General features: G+C 71.3%; 18 protein-coding genes and 2 pseudogenes. 7 read left to right on the forward strand and 13 right to left on the reverse strand.

The window, feature by feature from the left end:
- Positions 1-2 precede the first annotated feature (2 nt).
- Positions 3-302 carry a hypothetical protein gene (locus tag ACFWJW_RS21075; protein ID WP_387243358.1) on the forward strand — a complete coding sequence of 100 codons (300 nt, stop codon included), beginning with the start codon at positions 3-5 and terminating at the stop codon, positions 300-302.
- Between the two features lie 59 nt (positions 303-361).
- Here ACFWJW_RS21075 and ACFWJW_RS21080 read toward each other — a convergent pair whose 3' ends face one another.
- Entirely contained in the window at positions 362-1,690 is a 1,329-nt protein-coding gene (locus tag ACFWJW_RS21080; RefSeq protein WP_387243361.1) for a PLP-dependent aminotransferase family protein, read from the reverse strand.
- 119 nt (positions 1,691-1,809) lie between these two features.
- Between ACFWJW_RS21080 and ACFWJW_RS21085 the strand changes: the two genes are divergently transcribed.
- Positions 1,810-2,622 carry an alpha/beta fold hydrolase gene (locus ACFWJW_RS21085; protein ID WP_387243364.1) on the forward strand — a complete coding sequence of 271 codons (813 nt, stop codon included), beginning with the start codon at positions 1,810-1,812 and terminating at the stop codon, positions 2,620-2,622.
- Positions 2,623-2,852: 230 nt separating this feature from the next.
- The gene (locus ACFWJW_RS21090; protein ID WP_387243367.1) at positions 2,853-4,457 is read left to right on the forward strand and encodes an alpha/beta fold hydrolase; all 1,605 of its coding nucleotides are present in this window, start codon (positions 2,853-2,855) and stop codon (positions 4,455-4,457) included.
- A 271-nt stretch (positions 4,458-4,728) separates the two neighbouring features.
- Here ACFWJW_RS21090 and ACFWJW_RS21095 read toward each other — a convergent pair whose 3' ends face one another.
- From ACFWJW_RS21095 to ACFWJW_RS21115, 5 genes are all read right to left on the reverse strand, one after another.
- Positions 4,729-5,592, reverse strand: a complete 864-nt coding sequence (locus tag ACFWJW_RS21095) for an amino acid ABC transporter permease (RefSeq protein ID WP_387243370.1) — start codon at positions 5,590-5,592, stop codon at positions 4,729-4,731.
- Entirely contained in the window at positions 5,589-6,233 is a 645-nt protein-coding gene (locus ACFWJW_RS21100; RefSeq protein WP_387243373.1) for an amino acid ABC transporter permease, read from the reverse strand. Before ACFWJW_RS21100 ends, ACFWJW_RS21095 begins: the two co-directional genes overlap by 4 nt.
- Before the next feature lie 19 nt (positions 6,234-6,252).
- Positions 6,253-7,182, reverse strand: coding sequence for a glutamate ABC transporter substrate-binding protein (locus ACFWJW_RS21105; protein WP_387243377.1), 930 nt, complete (start codon positions 7,180-7,182; stop codon positions 6,253-6,255).
- A 14-nt stretch (positions 7,183-7,196) separates the two neighbouring features.
- On the reverse strand, positions 7,197-7,940 hold the full coding sequence (locus ACFWJW_RS21110; protein ID WP_387243380.1) for an amino acid ABC transporter ATP-binding protein: 744 nt from the start codon (positions 7,938-7,940) through the stop codon (positions 7,197-7,199).
- 174 nt (positions 7,941-8,114) lie between these two features.
- Positions 8,115-8,555, reverse strand: a complete 441-nt coding sequence (locus tag ACFWJW_RS21115) for a DUF6278 family protein (protein WP_387243383.1) — start codon at positions 8,553-8,555, stop codon at positions 8,115-8,117.
- 209 nt (positions 8,556-8,764) lie between these two features.
- On the opposite strand from ACFWJW_RS21115, the gene ACFWJW_RS21120 reads away from it, so the two are divergent.
- Positions 8,765-10,582 (forward strand): SGNH/GDSL hydrolase family protein, encoded by a 1,818-nt coding sequence (locus ACFWJW_RS21120; protein ID WP_387243386.1) that lies wholly within the window; start codon positions 8,765-8,767, stop codon positions 10,580-10,582.
- A 77-nt stretch (positions 10,583-10,659) separates the two neighbouring features.
- On the opposite strand, the gene ACFWJW_RS21125 is transcribed toward ACFWJW_RS21120, so the two are convergent.
- From ACFWJW_RS21125 to pcaC, 3 genes are read right to left on the reverse strand one after another with little or no spacing between them, the layout of a single operon-like run.
- Positions 10,660-11,445 carry an exodeoxyribonuclease III gene (locus tag ACFWJW_RS21125; RefSeq protein WP_387243389.1) on the reverse strand — a complete coding sequence of 262 codons (786 nt, stop codon included), beginning with the start codon at positions 11,443-11,445 and terminating at the stop codon, positions 10,660-10,662.
- Between the two features lie 39 nt (positions 11,446-11,484).
- Complete coding sequence (locus tag ACFWJW_RS21130; RefSeq protein WP_387243392.1) at positions 11,485-12,126, reverse strand: MBL fold metallo-hydrolase; 642 nt, start codon at positions 12,124-12,126, stop codon at positions 11,485-11,487.
- Positions 12,127-12,147: 21 nt separating this feature from the next.
- Positions 12,148-13,431, reverse strand: a complete 1,284-nt coding sequence (gene pcaC / locus ACFWJW_RS21135) for a 4-carboxymuconolactone decarboxylase (RefSeq protein ID WP_387243395.1) — start codon at positions 13,429-13,431, stop codon at positions 12,148-12,150.
- Here pcaC and ACFWJW_RS21140 point away from each other — a divergent pair.
- A complete protein-coding gene (locus tag ACFWJW_RS21140; protein ID WP_387243399.1) occupies positions 13,347-13,946 on the forward strand; it encodes a VOC family protein in 600 nt (199 codons plus the stop codon). The genes pcaC and ACFWJW_RS21140 overlap by 85 nt on opposite strands.
- 149 nt (positions 13,947-14,095) lie before the next feature.
- On the opposite strand, the gene ACFWJW_RS21145 is transcribed toward ACFWJW_RS21140, so the two are convergent.
- Both ACFWJW_RS21145 and ACFWJW_RS21150 read right to left on the reverse strand, forming a co-directional pair.
- A complete protein-coding gene (locus ACFWJW_RS21145) occupies positions 14,096-14,740 on the reverse strand; it encodes a hypothetical protein (RefSeq protein WP_387243402.1) in 645 nt (214 codons plus the stop codon).
- A 23-nt stretch (positions 14,741-14,763) separates the two neighbouring features.
- Positions 14,764-15,690 (reverse strand): NAD(P)/FAD-dependent oxidoreductase, encoded by a 927-nt coding sequence (locus ACFWJW_RS21150; RefSeq protein ID WP_387243405.1) that lies wholly within the window; start codon positions 15,688-15,690, stop codon positions 14,764-14,766.
- A gap of 95 nt (positions 15,691-15,785) precedes the next feature.
- On the opposite strand from ACFWJW_RS21150, the gene ACFWJW_RS21155 reads away from it, so the two are divergent.
- Both ACFWJW_RS21155 and ACFWJW_RS21160 read left to right on the forward strand, forming a co-directional pair.
- The gene (locus tag ACFWJW_RS21155; protein WP_387243408.1) at positions 15,786-16,457 is read left to right on the forward strand and encodes a class I SAM-dependent methyltransferase; all 672 of its coding nucleotides are present in this window, start codon (positions 15,786-15,788) and stop codon (positions 16,455-16,457) included.
- A gap of 35 nt (positions 16,458-16,492) precedes the next feature.
- Positions 16,493-17,071 (forward strand): TetR/AcrR family transcriptional regulator, encoded by a 579-nt coding sequence (locus ACFWJW_RS21160; protein ID WP_387243411.1) that lies wholly within the window; start codon positions 16,493-16,495, stop codon positions 17,069-17,071.
- 57 nt (positions 17,072-17,128) lie between these two features.
- Here ACFWJW_RS21160 and ACFWJW_RS21165 read toward each other — a convergent pair.
- Together ACFWJW_RS21165 and ACFWJW_RS21170 are read right to left on the reverse strand one after the other, a co-directional pair.
- Positions 17,129-17,659 (reverse strand): annotated as a pseudogene (locus ACFWJW_RS21165) (DUF4118 domain-containing protein); the annotation flags it as partial.
- Positions 17,660-17,725: 66 nt separating this feature from the next.
- Positions 17,726-17,797: pseudogene (locus ACFWJW_RS21170) on the reverse strand (hypothetical protein); the annotation flags it as partial.
- Positions 17,798-17,947: the final 150 nt, after the last annotated feature.

Consider the following 17,947-nt stretch of genomic DNA (forward strand, 5'->3'; position numbering starts at 1 on the left):
CGATGAGGATGGTCCTGACGGCCCGGATACCGACCGAGACCGGCAACGAAGTCATCCAGAACGGCAGTCTGCCGAAGATCATGGAGACCGCCATCGCCGCCCTCCAGCCGGAGGCGGCCTACTTCACCCTCGACGACGGTGAGCGCACCGCCTACTTCTACTTCGACATGAAGGAGTCGTCGCAGATGCCGACGCTCCTGGAATCCTTCTTCATGGACCTGCACGCGAAGGTCTCGCTCCAGCCGGTGATGAACACGGCGGAACTGCGCACCGGTCTCGGACACCTGATGAGCGGCACCTGATGAACCGCGCCTAGGGCCTGTCGTGTGGGATCAGGCCCTGGCCGCCCGCCCGGCGCCGCTCACTCCGCCCCGGTGTCCTCCGGTGCCCCCTGCGCCAGCCCGGCCAGGACGCCGAGCGCCTCGGCCAGGACGTCGACGGGCGGCGAGGCGAGCGCCAGACGTACGGCGTTGGGTGCGTGGCCCGAGCCGATGGCGAAGGCTCCGGACGGGGTGACGGCGATCCCGCGGCGCGCGGCGGCGGCGACGAAGGTATCGGCCCGCCACGGGTCCGGCAGTTCCCACCAGCAGTGATACGCCTGGGGATCGGCCCGGACCCGGAAGCCGGCGAGCCGTTCGGCGGCGATCCGCTGACGCGCCGCGGCATCGCCGCGCTTCTCCTCCTCGGCGGCCGCCGCGGTGCCGTCGGCCATCCAGCGGGTGGCCGCGTCGAGCGCGAAGCGGGAGGCGGTCCAGGTACCCGTGCGGAGGGCGGTCGCGAAGTCCGGTGCGGTGCCTTCGGGCACGGTGAGGAAGCCCAGCGAGAGTCCGGGCGCGAGGCGTTTGGACAGGCTGTCGATGACCACGGTGCGCTCCGGCGCGAGCGCGGCGAGCGGGGACAGATCGTTGCGGAGGAACCCGTAGATCGCGTCCTCGATGGCGGGCAGGTCCAACTCCCGTAGGACCGCGGCGAGTTCCGCGCGCCGGTGGGCGGGCATGGTGTGGCCCAGCGGGTTGTGGAGGGCGGGCTGGAGGTAGACGGCGCGCAGCGGAGGGGCACCGCGCAGCGCCTCTGGGGTCAGGCCGTGCTCGTCCATGGCGAGGGGGACGAGGGTGACGCCGAGGCGGGCCGCGATGCCCTTCACCACGGGGTAGGTGAGCGATTCGACGCCGAGCCGCTCACCGGCCGGGACCAGCGCGGCGATCGCCGCGGCGATCGCCTGCCGGCCGTTGCCCGCGAAGAGCAGCTGCCGGGGACCGGGGGCCCAGTCACCACGGGCGAGGTGGGCGGCCGCGGCCTGCCGGGCCGCGGCCGTGCCGACGGCTCCCACCGGACGGAGCGCGGCGGCCATCGCCTCGGGACGCAGCAGCGGGCCCAGGCTCTTGGCGAGCAGCGCGGGATGGCCGGGCAGCACCGGAAAGTTCAGCTCCAGGTCCACCCGGGCCTCCGCCGGCTCGGCCAGTGCGGGCTCGGCCGCGGGCGCGGCGCTGCGGACGAAGGTCCCGCGGCCGACCTCGCCGACCGTCAGCCCGCGTCGGCTCAATTCCCCGTAGACCCGGGCCGCGGTCGAGCTCGCGATACGCCGGTCCCGGGCGAACCGGCGCAGCGGCGGCAGCCGGTCTCCCGGGCGGAGCCGGCCGGCGGCGATCTCGGCGGCGAGGTCATCGGCGATCGCGCGATAGTCGTCCATCGGTCACTCCCACGAGGCGCTTGGAAAACATTGCACCGAGTACATTTTTTGTATTGCACCGAGAGATTGCCCTCTCTAGCATCGAGACGTCAAGCCGCAGCAGAGGGATGGACGGTCCAATGGGTTCGGTCATGTGCGAAGAGATCACCGTGGGATACGAGGACGAGGGCAGCGGTGCACCGCTGGTGCTCGTGCACGGTCACCCCTTCGACCGCTCGATGTGGCGCCCGCAGACCGAGCACTTCAGCCGGTCCGGCCGGCGGGTGATCGCGCCGGATCTCCGCGGCTACGGGGAGAGCACGATCGTCCCCGGCAAGACCCCACTGGAGACCTTCGCCCGCGATCTCCTGGCCCTGCTCGACCGGCTGGGGATCGAGCGCTTCGTCCTCGGCGGCCTGTCCATGGGCGGCCAGATCGTCATGGAGTGCTACCGGCTCTTCCCGGAGCGGATACGGGGCCTGGTGCTCGCCGACACCTTCGCCGCGGCGGAGACCGAGGAGGGCCGGGCCGCCCGCCACGCCATGGCGGCACGGCTGCTCCGCGAGGGCATGGCCGGCTACGCACACGAGGTGCTGGCCAAGATGGTGTCCCCGCACACCCTCACCCACCGGCCGGACGCCGCCGCCCATGTCCTGTCGATGATGACGGCCACGGCACCGGAGGGCGCGGCCGCCGCCCTGCTCGGCCGCGCCGAACGCCCCGACTACCGGGAACTCCTGACACGGGTATCGGTACCGGCCCTGGTGGTGGTCGGCACCGAGGACACCTATACGCCCGTGAGCGACGCCCGCGACCTCCACGCACGGATCCCGGACGCCACCCTGGCCGTCATCGAGCAGACGGCCCATCTGCCGAATCTGGAGCGGCCGGACGCGTTCAACGCCGTACTGGCGGAATTCCTCGACTCCCTGCCGAAACCGGCTGCCGCGTAACGGAGTTCTTGCCACCGGGCCGCGATCCGCCGGGCGGCGCCCCCAGGGCGCACCCCCTACCGCGCACCCCGACTCCCCCTGTCCACACGGGCGTTACTCACCCGTAACCTACCGACGGGTTACCAGAGGTAAGGAGCGGACCTTACTCTCCAGTCACATTCGGGCGCGCCGTACGCCCCACCTGTCCCCGGACAGCGTGCGGCCGCCCGCATCGAGATCTGGAGCAGAAGATGACGCCCTCCCGTATGACGCCGCGCGTCGCGATCGGCACCGTCTCCGCGGCCGTCCTCGCCGCCACGGTCCTTACCGGCGCCCCGGCCACCGCCGAGGCGGCGACCCCGGAATCCGCCCCCACGACGGCGGCTTCGGGCGGCTCGGCCTCCCTCCGGTTCGTCGACATCGAGGGCGACGGCGGTATCACCCTCAAGGCGAACGTCTTCACCCCGGCCGGCGGCGACGGCACCCGGCGCCACCCCCTCATCGTGCTGCCGACGAGCTGGTCGATGCCGCAGGTCGAGTATCTGGCACAGGCCAGGAAGCTGGCCGAAGCGGGCTATGTGGTCGTCGGCTACAACTCCCGCGGATTCTGGCAGTCCGGCGGGGAGATCGACACGGCCGGCCCGAAGGACGTCGCCGATGCGTCGAAGGTCATCGACTGGGCGCTGGCCCACACCCCGGCCGATCCGCGGAAGGTCGGGATGGGCGGGGTCTCCTACGGTGCCGGGATCAGCCTGCTGGCCTCCGCGTTCGACAAGCGGATCAAGGCAGTCGCGGCGCTCAGCGGCTGGGGCGACCTCGTCGGTTCGATCTACAGCGGCCGCACCCAGCACCGGCAGGCCGCGGCGTTCCTGGGCGGCACGGGCGCGCTGACCGGACGCCCCAGCCCCGAATTCCGCACCATCATGAAGGACTTCCTGGCCTCGAACCTGGACAAGGAAAAGGATTTGATCGCGTGGGGGCGCAAGCGCTCCCCCGCCACCTATCTCGACCGGATCAACGCCAATGGTGCCGCCATCATGCTGGGCAACGCCTGGGGCGATTCCATCTTCCCGCCCAACCAGACCGCCGACTTCTACGAGAAGCTGACCGGCCCCAAGCGACTGGAATTCCGCCCCGGTGATCACGCCACGGCCGAAGGACTCGGGCTGTTCGGACTGCCCAACGACACCTGGACCGACACCCAACGGTGGTTCGACCACTACCTCAAGGGCGCGGACAACGGCATCGACCGGGAGTCGCCGGTGCTGCTCAAGTCCCGTTCCACCGGCGCGTACGAAGGCTACAAGAGCTGGAAGGACGTCCCGTCCGCACAGCGCCGGATCGAGCTCGGCGACAGCAAGCAGATCAACACCAACTGGAACTCCGGCGCCGACGGCGGCCTGGTCTTCCTCTCCAGCATGATGGACCAGTTCTTCCGGCTGCCGCCGATGGCCTCGATCCCGCTGCTGCCCCGCCCGCTCGCCGCCGTCTGGCAGTCCGAGCGCTACGAGTCCGGACAGCGGGTCCGGGGCACCACCCGGCTGCACACCACCCTGACCAGCACCGCCGAGAGCGGCACCGCGATCGCCTACCTCTACGACGTGGGCCCGCTCGGCCTCGGCAAGCTGGTCACCCACGCGCCGTACACCTTCCACGGCAAGACCCCCAACCAGCCCTTCGGCGTGGACCTGGAGCTGTTCTCCACGGCCTACGACGTACCGGCCGGCCACCGTCTCGCCGTGGTCGTCGACACCGTCGACCCGCTCTATACCGAGCACAACCCGTCCGGCGCCCGCCTGACGTTCTCCTCCCCGGCGGACGACCCGTCCTATGTGTCGGTGCCGGTACGCGACTAGGAACCCGGCGCCGGCGGGGCGCCGACAGCGGCGCTCCGCCCCGCCTCGTGCCGCTGTCCTTCGTCTGGCATGACGAACGACGCGATGCCTGGGTGTTTCTCGCGTTCCGGCCGCGCCGGATGCTGGTCTGACGCGAGGAGAACGAGCTGGCGGGGCGGGAGTTGATGCGGGACGGGATCCGGCGGGTGTGAGGGCCCGGCGGTGTGCGGCCGGGCGGGAAGGACGGCCGGGCCGGCGCAGGGGCGGCCGGACCGGAGCCGCCCCTGGACCCTCAGGCCGGCGGCCGATGGCCTCCCGGCAGCAAGGTGCCCGGCTCCGGCGGGGCCACCTCGGCCGCCTCGACCTTGGGATTGCGCTTTTGCCGCTTGGAGACCCAGTTGGCCAGCCAGGAGAGCAGCATGCACATCCCGATGTAGATCGGCGAGATGATCATGACGACGGGGATGAACGGCAGGTCGTAGTCGAGGTTGGACGCGATGAGCTTGCCGGCGTGCAGGAACTCCTCGTAGGTGATGAGGAAGCCGAGGGAGGTGTCCTTCAGGGCGACCACCAGCTGGCTGATGATCGCCGGGAGCATCGCCCGGACCGCCTGCGGCACCAGGACGTGCGTCATGACCTGGGTCTTGCGCATGCCCAGCGCGTAGGCGGCCTCCCGCTGGCCGCGGTCGACGGAGTGCACGCCGCTACGGAAGACCTCGGCGAGCACCGAGCCGTTGTAGAGGGTCAGCCCGGCGACCAGGGCGGGCAGCGGCTCCACCTTCAGGGCCACATAGATGAAGAAGATCATGACCAGCACCGGCATCGCGCGGAAGAACTCCACCAGCAGGGTGCACACCCAGCGGGCGAGCCGGTGCTCGGAGAGCCGGCCGGTCGCGAGCACCGCGCCGAGCGCCAGCGACAGCACCGCCGCGAAACCGAATGCCTTGAGGGTGTTGCCCAGGCCCCGGAGCAGCAGATCCTGAATTCCCGTGTAGGTGAAGGGAGTCCACTTCGCCGCGATGAACTGGCCGGTGGCGAAGAGAAGGTAGATGATCCAGGCGATCAGCGCGAGGATCACCAGCGTCCCGCCGAGGCCGTAGAGCCGGTGCCGCTGCCGGGTCCGCGGGCCGGGGACGTCGTAGAGAGCGGTGGTCATCGGGCGACTCCGAAGCGCTTCTCCAGCACGTTGAAGATCGCGCTGATGGTCAGGGTCACGAGCAGATAGCCGACGGCGATCCAGACGAAGGTCCAGATGATGCTGTAGCCCATCTCGTTGAGCGGCTTGTAGACCCCGAGCAGTTCGACGACGCTGAAGGCGCCGGCGATCGCGGAGTTCTTGGCGAGCGCGATCAGCGTCGAGCCGATGGGCGGGATGACGGACCGGAATGCCTGCGGCAGGACGATGCCACCGAGGGTCTGCGGGAAGGTCATGCCCAGGCTGCGGGCCGCCTCGCCCTGCCCGACCGGCACGGTGTTGATGCCGGAGCGCACCGCCTCGCAGATGAAGGCGGAGGTGTAACAGCCCAGCGCGAGAATGGCGAACAGCTTGAAGGGCAGCACCAGGCCGAACCGCGGCAGCCCCAGCACCACAGCGAAGAACAGCAGCGTCAGCGGCGTATTGCGCAGCACGGTCACCCATGCCGTGCCGAAGGCCCGCAGCGAACCGACCGGTGCGACCCGGAACGCGGCCATCAGGAAGCCGAGGGCGAGGGCGAGCAGGGAGGCGTAGACGGTGAGTTCGACGGTGCCCAGCAGGCCCTCCCCATAGAGGGAGAGGTTGTCCAGGAGAACGTTCATCGGTCCGTTCCTTGCCGGCTCAGGTCGCCGGGTAGCGGTCGATCGGGGGCGGCTTGGGCGCGGGCACTCCGGACAGGCCGAGGGTCGCGTCGTACGCCTTGCGCCAGAGGCCGTTCTTCTCGGCCGCGGCGAGGGCGTCGTCCAGCGCGAACCGCAGCGCGTTGTCGCCACGGGGGACGCCGATGCCGTACGGCTCCTCGGAGAACGGCTTGCCGACCACCTTCAGCTCGTCGGGCACCTTGGCGGCGTAGCCCAGCAGGATCGCGTCGTCGGTGGTGACCGCGTCGACCTGGTAGGTGAGCAGGTTGTCGACGCACACCGAGTAGGTGTCGTAGGCGACCAGGATCGCCTTGGGGTACTCGGCCTGGATGCGCTGGTACGGGGTCGAGCCGGCCGCCGAGCAGACCCGTTTGCCGGCCAGGTCCTGCGGTCCCCTGATGTCCTTCTCGTCGGCGCGCACCAGCAGCGACTGGCCGGCCATGTAGTAGGGGCCGGCGAAGCCCACCAGCTTCTTGCGCTTGTCGTTGATGGTGTACGTGCCGACGTAGAGGTCGATCTGGCCGTTCTGGAGGGCGGTCTCGCGGTTGGCGGAGGCGATCGTCTTGAACTCGATGGTGTCGGGCGGGAAGCCGAGGGCCGCGGACATCATCCTGGCGATCTCGATGTCGAAGCCGGCGTAGACGCCGGAGGCCGGGTCCCGCTCACCGAGGTAGGGCTGGTCTTCCTTGACGCCGATGACGAGATGGCCGCGGCGCTTGGCCTTCATCCAGGTCGGGGACTCGGGCAGGGAGAAGTTCCTGGCGACCGGGTACTGGGGCAGTTCGCTGCCCGTGGGGCCCTTGACCGGCGGGCTGCCGGCCCGGCCGCAGCCCGCGAGGGCCAGCGTGAGCACGGCGAGCACGAGCGCCACGAGGGCGCGGCGCAGGGGCGAGGAGTGACTGTGCGGCATCGCGACGCCCCCGTTCAGTGCTTGAGGATCTTGGAGAGGAAGTCCTTCGCCCGTTCGCTGCGCGGCGCGGTGAAGAATTCCTCGGGGGTGCGGTCCTCGACGATGCGGCCGTCGTCCATGAACACCACACGGTTGGCGGCGGAGCGGGCGAAGCCCATCTCATGGGTGACCACGACCATCGTCATTCCGTCCCGGGCGAGCCGGCGCATGACTTCCAGCACCTCGTTGATCATCTCCGGGTCCAGGGCGGAGGTCGGCTCGTCGAAGAGCAGTGCCTTGGGGTCCATGGCGAGGGCGCGGGCGATGGCGACGCGCTGCTGCTGGCCGCCGGAGAGCTGAGCGGGATATTTGTCGGCCTGGGAGGCGAGCCCGACCCGGTCCAGGAGTTCGCGGGCGTGCCGGGCGGCCTCGTCCTTCTTTTTCTTCCGGACCTTGACCGGCGCCAGCATCACATTGGCCAGCACGGTCTTGTGGGCGAAGAGGTTGAAGGACTGGAAGACCATGCCGACTTCGGCACGCAACTGGGCGAGCGCCCGGCCTTCTTCGGGCAGTGGTCTGCCGTCCAGCTCGATGCTGCCCGACTCGACGGTCTCCAGGCGGTTGATGGCCCGGCACAGAGTGGACTTCCCGGACCCGGAGGGCCCGATGACCACGACCACCTCCCCGCGGCCGACGGTGAGGTCGATGTCCCGCAGGACATGGAGTTTTCCGTAGTGCTTGTTGACCCCGCGCAGTTCAATCAGCGCCTCACCGGCCATATGCAGACCTGCCCACTCTCATCCGTACAGCGGAGAGCCCGCAACCTACCGGGGCGAATGGGGCACTTCTCCACTGACACGCACGTATGCGCGGAGATGGACGGATAAATCAGGGTTACCGATGAACGTCCCGCGGACGCGGAACGGGCGCCCGCCGGCCTCCTGACGCCGCCCTCAGCTCTCGGCGACCTCGGCGTAGACCTGGGACAGTTCGGGTGCGCCGGTGTCGGCCCAGTCATGGCCCGCCGTCACCACGTCGATCTCCCGACCGGACGCCAGCCGGACCACCGGCTGCCCGTCCGGCCAGACGTGCCACACCGCGCCGCGCACCGTGCGGACCAGCACCGTGCCGAGGTAGAGGCCGGCGTCGTTGCCGAGCCAGGGCAGCACCTCGGGATCGTCCCGCCATACGGGCTGGAGCTGGTCCAGCAGCTCCAACGAGCGTACGGAGTCGTCCAGTTCCACGCCCGCCGTGGCGGCCTGGGCCCGCAGCAGCTCGCACTCGGACAGCAGCTCGACGACGCTCTCGGGATCGGCCCGCACCGACTCCGCCAGCGGCACGGACCGGTGCGTCTGCTGACGCTTGCGCCACTTGTCCAGAAAAGACATGTTCATGGTGTGCAGGGTCCCACCCGACCCGCGGCCGGGGCCACAGGCGCGCGGCGCCATCGTGCCCCGTTCGTCACCTTGACGCTCCCCCTCCGTCTCCCTAACTTCATGGCGCTCGGATCGGATCTGCTGGATCCGCAGGAGCCCGTAGCAGGACCGGCCTGGATCGCAGCGCACCACCCGCCCGTTGACGCCACCCGGAGGGATACGGACCGATGCGTGTACGACGATGGGGCACCGCCCTGACACTGCTGCTCACCGCCACCGCACTGCCGGCCACCGGCCTCGGCACGGCCACCGCCGCACCGGCCGGCCCGGCCCGGCCCGCGCCCCGCCCGCTGCCCTTGGCCAGGCACTTCGACAACCGGGCGGTCAGTGACAACTCCGCCCCAGGCGCGGCCGACTTCGACGGTGCGGGCCGTTCCCTGTCCGCCCAGGACCTGGCGGCGGCGGGCTGGTCACCGGGGAGCGCACTGACCCTCGACGGGACGCGGCTCCGCCTGCCGCGGACCGCACCGGGCACCCGGGACAACGTGGTGGCCGACGGCCAGGCGGTGGCGGTCAGCGGCCGGGGCGAGGCACTCACCTTCCTGGTCGCCGGGACGGGCGGCGCGGCCGCCGGAACCGGGACCGTGCACTACCGGGACGGCTCGCGCAGCGGCTATGAACTCACCGCGCCCGACTGGCGGTCGGGGCCGCTGAGCACCAAGGCGGTGGCGCTGCCGCACCTCAACGCTCCGGACGGGCAGTCGGCCGGCCCGGCCCGGCTGTACGCGGTGACCGTACCGCTGCGCGCCGGGCGGGAGGTGGCCTCGGTGGTGCTGCCCACGGCGGGCGAGTCGGCGGGCGCGCTCCATGTGTTCGCGGTGGCGGTCCGTGACACCGGCCGCAGAACCGGGAGTTGGGCGGCGAGCACCGCGGGCTACCGAGCGGTCGGGCCCTGGACGGACCGTACGCTGCGGCTGGTCGTGCACAGCGGCGCGGGCGGGCCACGGGCCCGCATACGCCTCGCCAACACCTTCGCGGGCACCCCGGTGGACATCGGTGCGGCCAGCATCGCGGTGCGCGGCGCGGGGTCGGCGGCGGACCGCGGACCGACACCGCTGACCTTCGGGCGGGGGCAGGCCGGGACCCGCATCGCGGCCGGGGCCGAGGTGTTCAGCGATGCCGTGGACTTCACCGTGCCGGCCGGCGCCGATCTGCTGGTGAGCATCCATCTGCCGGGAACGGTGACCGCGGCGCCGGTGCACCAGGAGGCGGCCCAGCTGTCGTATCTGAGCGCCGCGGGCAGCGGGGACCGCACCGCGGACGCCGGGGGCACGGCCTTCCCCGAGACGATGACCGTCTGGCCGTTCCTGACCGGGGTCGATGTCGAGGGCGGCCCCGGCTCGATCGTGGCGCTGGGCGATTCGATCACCGACGGGGTGAAGTCGACGAGCGGCACCAACCGGCGCTGGCCCGACGTGCTCGCCCGCCGCTTCCGGACCCAGCACACGCTGCCCCGCTACGGCGTGCTCAACCACGGCATCTCGGCGAACCGCATCGTGACCGACCGCTATCCGGGCGACGGGGTCAGCACCGACACCGGCGGGGTCAGCGCCCAGCACCGGCTGGAGCGGGATGTGCTGGCGCAGCCCTCGACGCGGACCGTGGTGATCTTCGAGGGCATCAACGATGTGCGCTGGGGGACCTCGTCCGACGAGGTCATCGCCGGTCTGCGGGCCCTCGCCCGGCGGGCGCACGAACGGGGACTGCGGGTCGTGGCGGCGACCATCGCGCCCTGTGAGGGCTACCCCGACTGCACCCCGGCCGTGGAGGCCCGCCGCCAGGCCGTCAACGCCTTCCTCCGCGCCGACGCCGGCACCGTCTTCGACGCGACCCTGGACTTCGACGCCGTGGTCCGCGATCCGCAGCGCCCCCAGCGGATGCTGCCCGCCTACGACAGCGGCGACCACCTCCACCCCGGCGACGCGGGACTGAAGGCGCTGGGGGAATCCGTGGACCTCCGGAAGCTGCTGCCGGGACGGCGCTGACGCGGCGGTGCCCGTCGCACGGACGGCGGGCGGCAGGCCCCCGGGGGCGCTCCCCGGGGGCCTGCCCTCCCCCTCACTCAGCCCTGGACGTCGAGATCCACCACGACCGGGGCATGGTCCGAGGCGCCCTTGCCCTTGCGCTCCTCGCGGTCCACATAGGCGTCCGAGACGGCCTTGGCGAACGGCGCGTTGCCGTAGACCAGGTCGATCCGCATCCCGCGGTTCTTGGGGAAGCAGAGCTGGCGGTAGTCCCAGTAGGTGTACGGACGGTCGTACTTGAGGGGCCGCGGGACGACGTCCGACAGACCCGCCTCACGCAGGGCCGACAGGGCGGCGCGCTCGGCGGGCGTGACATGGGTGGAGTCCACGAACACGGCCGGGTCCCAGACGTCCTCATCCGTCGGTGCGACGTTGTAGTCGCCGAGGACGGCGAACGGGCGGGGGCCCGCCGCGTCCTCGGCGACCGCGGTCTTCAGCGCCTCGAACCAGCCGAGCTTGTAGGCGTAATGCGCATGGCCGACCTCGCGGCCATTGGGGACGTACACCGACCACACCCGGGCCGGACCACAGGTCGCCGAGACGGCCCGCGGCTCCTGCACCCCGTCATAGTCCGGGCCGCCGGGCAGGCCCATGACGACGTCGTCGAGGCCCACCTTGGACACCACAGCGACACCGTTCCACCGGCCGTTGGCGTTGACCGCCGCTTCATAGCCGAGCTCGCGCAGCTCGTCGTGCGGGAACTGCTCGGCGGTGCACTTGGTCTCCTGGAGGCACAGCACGTCCGTGCCGGAGCTCTCCAGCCAGGCCAGCAGCCTCGGGAGGCGGGCGGTGATCGAATTGACGTTCCAGGTCGCGATGCGCATGTCCGTAAACCTACAGCGAGGGTCTGACAGCCCGGCGCGTCAGCCGAGCGCGGTGCCGGTGCCGGGCGCGAGCCGGCCGTGATCGGCGCCGCCCAGCTTGTCGATCATGGAGTCGTAGACCGGCCGGGCGTGGTCCTGGAGCAGGCTGTCGTGAATGTCGATGGCCCGCCGGGGCGCGACCGCACGGACGTAGTCGATGACCTCGGCGATCTTGTTCCAGGGGGCGTGGACGGGCAGCAGGAGGGTGTCGACCGTACGGTCCTCCGGGACGGTGAGGGCGTCGCCCGGGTGGAAGACCGCGCCGCCGTCGATGAGGTAACCGACGTTGGTGACGCGCGGGATGTCGGGGTGGATGACGGCGTGCAGCTGGCCGTGCACCTCCACCTCGAACCCGGCGGCGGTGAAGGTGTCCCCCTCGCCGACCGTGTGCACCCGGCCGGGGAACGCGGCCGACAGCTGCTCGGCGACGCTGGCCAGCGTCCAGATCTCGGCCGCCGGGTTGGCCTCCATGCCCGCCCGCAGCCGCTCCTCGTTGAAGTGGTCCATGTGCTCATGGGTGACCAGGATCGCGTCCGCGCCGACGGCCGCGTCCGCCTCGGTGAAGACACCGGGGTCGATGACGAGGGCCCGCCCGTCCTTCTCCAGCCGGACACAGGCGTGCGTCTTCTTCGTGAGTTCCATGGGGCCATCTTGCCCCGCCCCTCACGCCTCCGGCGTGGTCTCCTCGCGGATCACCCGCTGGGCGACGGCGAACGCCGAGTTGGCCGCCGGGACACCGCAGTAGATGGCGGTGTGCAGCAGCACTTCCTTGATCTCCGTGGGAGTCAGGCCGTTCCGCAGCGCCGCCCGGACGTGCAGGACCAGTTCGTCGTGGTGGCCGCGGGCGACCAGCGCGGTGAGCGTGATGATGCTGCGGGTGCGGCGGTCCAGACCCGGCCGGGTCCAGGTCTCGCCCCAGGCGTAGCGGGTGATGAAGTCATGGAAGTCGCCGGTGAAGTCGTCGGTGGCGGCCTCGACCCGGTCGACATGGGCGTCGCCGAGCACCTCACGGCGGACCTTGACGCCCGCCTCGTAGGTGGCCCCGCGGACCTGCTCCGGCTGTGCGAGGCCGGACTCTATGGCGGCGGGCGGCGCCTGCGGGGGCGGCGGGGGCGCGAGCTGCGGCTTGGGGGCGGCGGCACCGAGGGCGGACTGGCCGCCGGGGCCCGGCTTGTCGTGCCAGGCGGTGCTGAAGTGCCGGATGAGGAGCTCGGTGACGGCCGCCGGCTGCTCCACGGGCACCAGGTGAGAGGTGCCGGGCACCAGCGCCAGGCTCGCGTCCGGAATCCCGGCGACCAGGCTGCGGGCGTCGGTGGTCGGCGTGACCTGGTCCTCGGAGCCGACGACGACGAGCGTGGGCACCCCGACCCGGCCGAGCGAGCTCCGTACGTCGTAGGAGGCCAGCGCCTCGCAGGCGGCGATGTAGCAGCCGGGGTCGGTGGTCCGCACCATCTGGACGGCCCATTCGACGATCGCGGGCTGGGCACCGGCGAAGCCCTGGGTGAACCAGTGCTCGGGCGCGGTCCGCGCGATCGGGTCGAGCCCGTTCGTACGGATGACCACCCCTCGCTGGCGCCAGGCGTCGGCGGTGCCGTAGCGCGGCGAGGTGGACACCAGCGCCAGCGAGGTGACCTGGTGCGGACGGGTGAGCGCCAGCTGGGTACCGATGGCTCCGCCGATGTTGCAGCCGGCGTAACCGAAGCGGTCCACCCCCAGCGCGTCCAGAGTGGCCATCAGCCGGTCGGCCAGCTCCGCGACGGACGGCGCCGCATGCGCGGGCGAACCGCCATGGCCGGGCAGGTCGAAGCGGATGACCCGCCAGTGACGGGTCAGCTCGGGGATCTGCCGGTCCCACATGTGCCATGTGGTACCCAGAGCGGCACCCAGTACGAGTACGGGGGCGTCGTCCGGGCCGTCGATCCGGTGTTGCAGGGTCTTCTCACTCACCCGGCCACGCTACCGACTCTTTGACGCGATCCTTACACCCGGGTCAGGAAGAGCCGCCGGAGAGAGGCTGCCGGCCGCTCCCGAAGCGGGATACGCGCAGGTCAGAGCCGCACGGTCGAGACGGTGTGGACGACCGGGTGGCCCGGCTCGTCGTGGCTCGCCATGATGCGCTGTACGGATGGGGTGCCTTGCTCGCGATCAGGGCTGGGGCGCCTTCTGGCCCATCAAGGCGGTGCCGGAGAGTGTGCGTCGGTATCTCGCTCACGCCCCGCACGCTCTCACGTGCTCTCACATCTGATCAGCACGGCCGGTGCCGCCCGGGACTCCACCACATCGCCTTCCGCGTCGAGACCCGGGACATGGTCGACTCCCTGGTCGAGCAGGCTACGAGCCGAGGGGGGAAGCTACTGTTCCCTGATCTCCATCAGCACGCCGCAGGCGAACGGAGTTACGCAGCCTATTTGGAGAACGAGGACGGCTTCGAAGTCGAACTCGTCGCTGCTGAGCAAGCGTGACGATTGCCCGCGCCCTGATGGACTGCACCTCTCCAGTCCCGGACACCGCCCCCGAGGCAGCCGATCCTCGGGGGCGATGCTGAGAAGTCGTGCCGAGACGCGCACCGTCGAGATCCGTGGGGCGCTCGGTCCGCTCCCCCGGCCCAGGGTTACGTGGTGGGTCGGTATTGGAAGAGGTAGGCGCCGGCGGGTCGGGTGTAGGCGATGCCGCGGCCACGTTTGTGCAGTTCCTCGCGCGTGGGGTGGGGTGGCCGCCGGGGCTGGAGGTAACGGTCGAGGTGGTGGGCGACCAGGCGGTGGCGCCCGTGGTCGCTGTGGAGGGCGGCGGCGAGGCGGTAGGCGGGGTCGAGTGCGGCCAGACCGGCGTCGGCGTGGCTGTTGTTGGCCAGGAGCCACCCCCCGGGGCGCAGGCACCGGGTGGCGTGTTCGGAGACAGGGCCCGCGTAGAGGGAGATGACCAGGTCCCAGCCGTCGGCGGGCAGGGGGGCGAGGGTGTGGGTGTAGTCGCCGGGGAGGAAGGTGATACGTGGGTCCTGGGGGAATCGCTTGCGGTGCACGGCCAGTTGGCGGGCGTGGTCCGGGTCGGCGAAGGCTCGGCGGGCGTGCGGGTCGGAGTCGAGGTAGGTGACGTCGGGCCAGACGAAGGAGGGAGCGAGGTCCAGGTAGCTGCCGGGGTAGAGGACGCGTTGGGCGCCGGTGTGGGCGGCGACGGCCTCGTACATCGTGGTGCGGTCGCCGATGTGGTCGATGTAGTCGGTGAAGGCCGCGGTGATGGGGAGGGTGGGGCGGGGCATGGGGGGCTCCGGCTCTCGGTTGGTCAGTGCAGTCCGGCGAAGTGGATGGCGCCGGCGGCCGCGGCGCCGTCCGCCGCGGCCTCGACGGCGCCCTGTTCCCACTGGGTGGTCAGGTCTCCGGCGGCGTAAAGCCCGGGAACGCTGGTCCGGCGCGTCGCGTCGACGGTGACGAAGCCGTCGTCGTCCCGTACGAGTCCGAGTGTCCTGGCCAGGCGGCGGACGAGCGGGACCTGTTCCTGGGACGGGGGCCACAGCAGGGTCCCCCGTGCGATGCGGGTGCCGTCGGCGAGTTCCACGGTGTGCAGGTCGCCGTTGTGGTGGTGCAGCCGGGCGATGTCCCCCTGGACCAGATCGCTGCCCGCCTCCTGGAGGGTGCGGCGCACCTGGTCGGCGCGGTCCATGCCGAGCGGCGCGATGGCGATCACGTCGCCGGACCAGGCGCGGAACGCGGTGCCCGCCATGACGGCGTAGTCGGGGTCATCGGCGATCACGGCCCAGCTGCGGTCGGCGTTCTCCCAGCCGATGCAGAACGGGCAGTGGATGACGGTTCGGCCCCAGCACTCCTCGAAGCCCTCGACGCCCTCGGGGTGCAGGTCGCGGACTCCGGCGGCCAGCAGCACGGTGCGCGCCCAGGCGGCGGTGCCGTCCGCCAGGTGCACCCGGAAGCCGCCCTCGGGGAGCGGAACGACGTCGTCGGCGGTGGTGCGGCGCAGCTCGGCGAGGCCGTAGTGGTTCAGCTCCCGCCACGCCCGGTCCCGCACCTCGGCGGGGGTCGCGCCGTCCAGGCCGATCATGCCGTGGACGCCGCGGGACGCCTGGTTCCGGGGCGGGTGCGGGGATTCCACGACCAGGGACCGGTGGCGGTAGCGGGTGAGGGCCTGGGCCGCGGTGAGTCCGGCGGGGCCGCCGCCGATGATCACGGTGTCGTACTCGGGGGTGCTCGTGCTCATCACTGTCTCCTGGAGCGCTTTACGGAATGAATGACCGTCGGTCATACTACTGACCAACGGTCATTCGCGCAGTTCTCTTCCCACGGAGGCCCCCTGTGAACAGCGACACACCCCTCAGCACTCTCGCCCACGACGGCCACACCGACTGGGACGCCGTCTACAAGGGCGACGGCAGCGACACCATGGCGCCCGACCCACTGCTGCTGGCGCCGGCTGAGGACCTGGCCCCCGGCAGAGCCCTGGATCTGGGCTGCGGGGCGGGCGGCAACGCCCTGGCGCTCGCCGAGCGCGGCTGGCGGGTGACCGGCGTCGACATCGCACCCCGCGCGATCGCCGGTGCCCGCGCCAGCGCCTGCCGGCGCGGCCTGGATCTCGAACTCCTCGTAGGCGACAGCGCCACCTGGCAGCCCGACGGCACCTACGACCTGGTGCTCAGCTCCTACGCCCTGCCGTCACGCGGCCCGGCTCGCACCGCCACCCTGGCCACCGCAGTCGCCGCTGTGGCGCCCGGCGGCATCCTGGTCATCGGCGAATGGGACGAGGAAGGCTGCACGTGGGGTGCCCCCGGCGAGCTGGTCACCCTGGACGAGCTCCGCGGCCACCTGGCGGATCTGGAACTGCTGCGCGCCGAGCGACTGCGGGTTCCGCTGCATCAGCATCCTGGATACGAGCACGCGGAGGGCTCCCGCGACGAAGCACACAGCACGGACGCCGCGGTGCTCATATGGGCCCGCAGGCCGCATGGCATCCTCGGTGAGGACAGCTGACCGGACGCCGGTCACCGCCCTGCCAGGAGAACCCCGTGCCCGCCAAGACCGCGCCCACCGGCCGTTTCCAGCCGCCCGACGTCCGCCGCCGCCAGATCCTCGATGCGGTGGCCGCGCTGCTGCTGGAGGACGGCTACGAGGCGCTGACGATCAGCAAGGTCGCCGCGCGGGCCGGGGTCGCCAAGGGCACCGTCTACCTGTACTTCGCCGCCAAGCAGGAGTTGCTGACCGCGTTGCAGGCGGAGATGTGGGAGCGGATGGCCGAGCGGCCCGCCCGGCTGCTGGAGCAGCCGGGCCTGAGCTGGGCCGAGCGTCTGGACGGCCTGGTCGCCGCCTGGGTCGCCGCCGAGCGCGACCATCACGAGCTGTATCACCTGCTCTTCCATGAGCTGGGCACGGGCGGCGAGGAGCCCATGGGTGCCGCGCGCGACGTCCTGGTGACCCTCCTCACCGAGGGCACCAAGGCCGGTGAATTCGACGTGAGCGAAGTGGAGTTGACCGCGGACTTCCTCACCCATGCCTACGCCGGGCCCTGCCACCACGACTCCTCCGACGATGTCACCCCGGCAGTCCAGTCGCTGTTCCGCAGGGTCGTCGCCGCGCAGGCACCGTAGGAGCCGTCAGTCCCGGCCGCTGGTGCACGCCCGGCCCGGCGAGGAGGCGGGTGGCTTCCGCGCGGCACGCCGGCTCAGGCGCAGCGACCGGTCGACGATGGCGGCGACGGTGACGGCCACGAGGGTGAAGGCAGCCTGGGCGACGACGAGATTGGCCTCGGCGAAGGTGAAGTGGCTGCGGGGCGGGATGAAGTAGTAGTTCAGCAGCAGCGAGGTCGTCACCGAGGCGAACAGCGCGGAGACCACACCGCCGATGCAGGCCACGCCCGGCACCGTGAGCAGGAAGAGCAGAGCCTCGCTCGTGAGGTTGAGTGCGGGCGGGCCGGACGTCACCCGCAGCGCCAGGGTGAGCAGAAGGGGCGGTACGAGGCCCGCAACCGGTCCGGCCGGCCGACGCGAGCGCGGCAGGCCACCACCAGGGACGGGCCATCTTCTCCCCTGACCGGCATGTTCATGAGTGACGGTGTGGACATCGATGTCGCCGGAGAGCCGGTCGACCGTCTCGCCCACACCTCGGGGCGCCAGCACCCGCCGCAGGCTCCCCCGACGGCTGGCACCGATGACCAGTTGCAGCGCTTCATCCATCCGGCCCGCCACAGCAGTGCCAGTTCCCGCAGCGCGTTGAGGTTGCCGACCCGGAAGTGCGACGACATCACTGAGCGAGTCCAGGTGCTGGATGTTGAGCGTGGCCACCACGTCGATTCCGGCGGCCAGCAGCTCTTCGATGTGCCCCGCCGATGCGGGGGCTGGTCACCATCCCTGCTGCTCGCTGTCCTCTGGCGCGCGTTGTCGTCATGGAGCCGTCAGGGACTCGGCGCCGCTCGTCAGGGAAGTGCCAACACGTCGCCATCGCTTTGCCAGTGGGATTTCGATGAA

The sequence above is a fragment of the Streptomyces sp. NPDC127097 genome (genome assembly GCF_042724075.1).
Classification (GTDB): domain Bacteria; phylum Actinomycetota; class Actinomycetes; order Streptomycetales; family Streptomycetaceae; genus Streptomyces.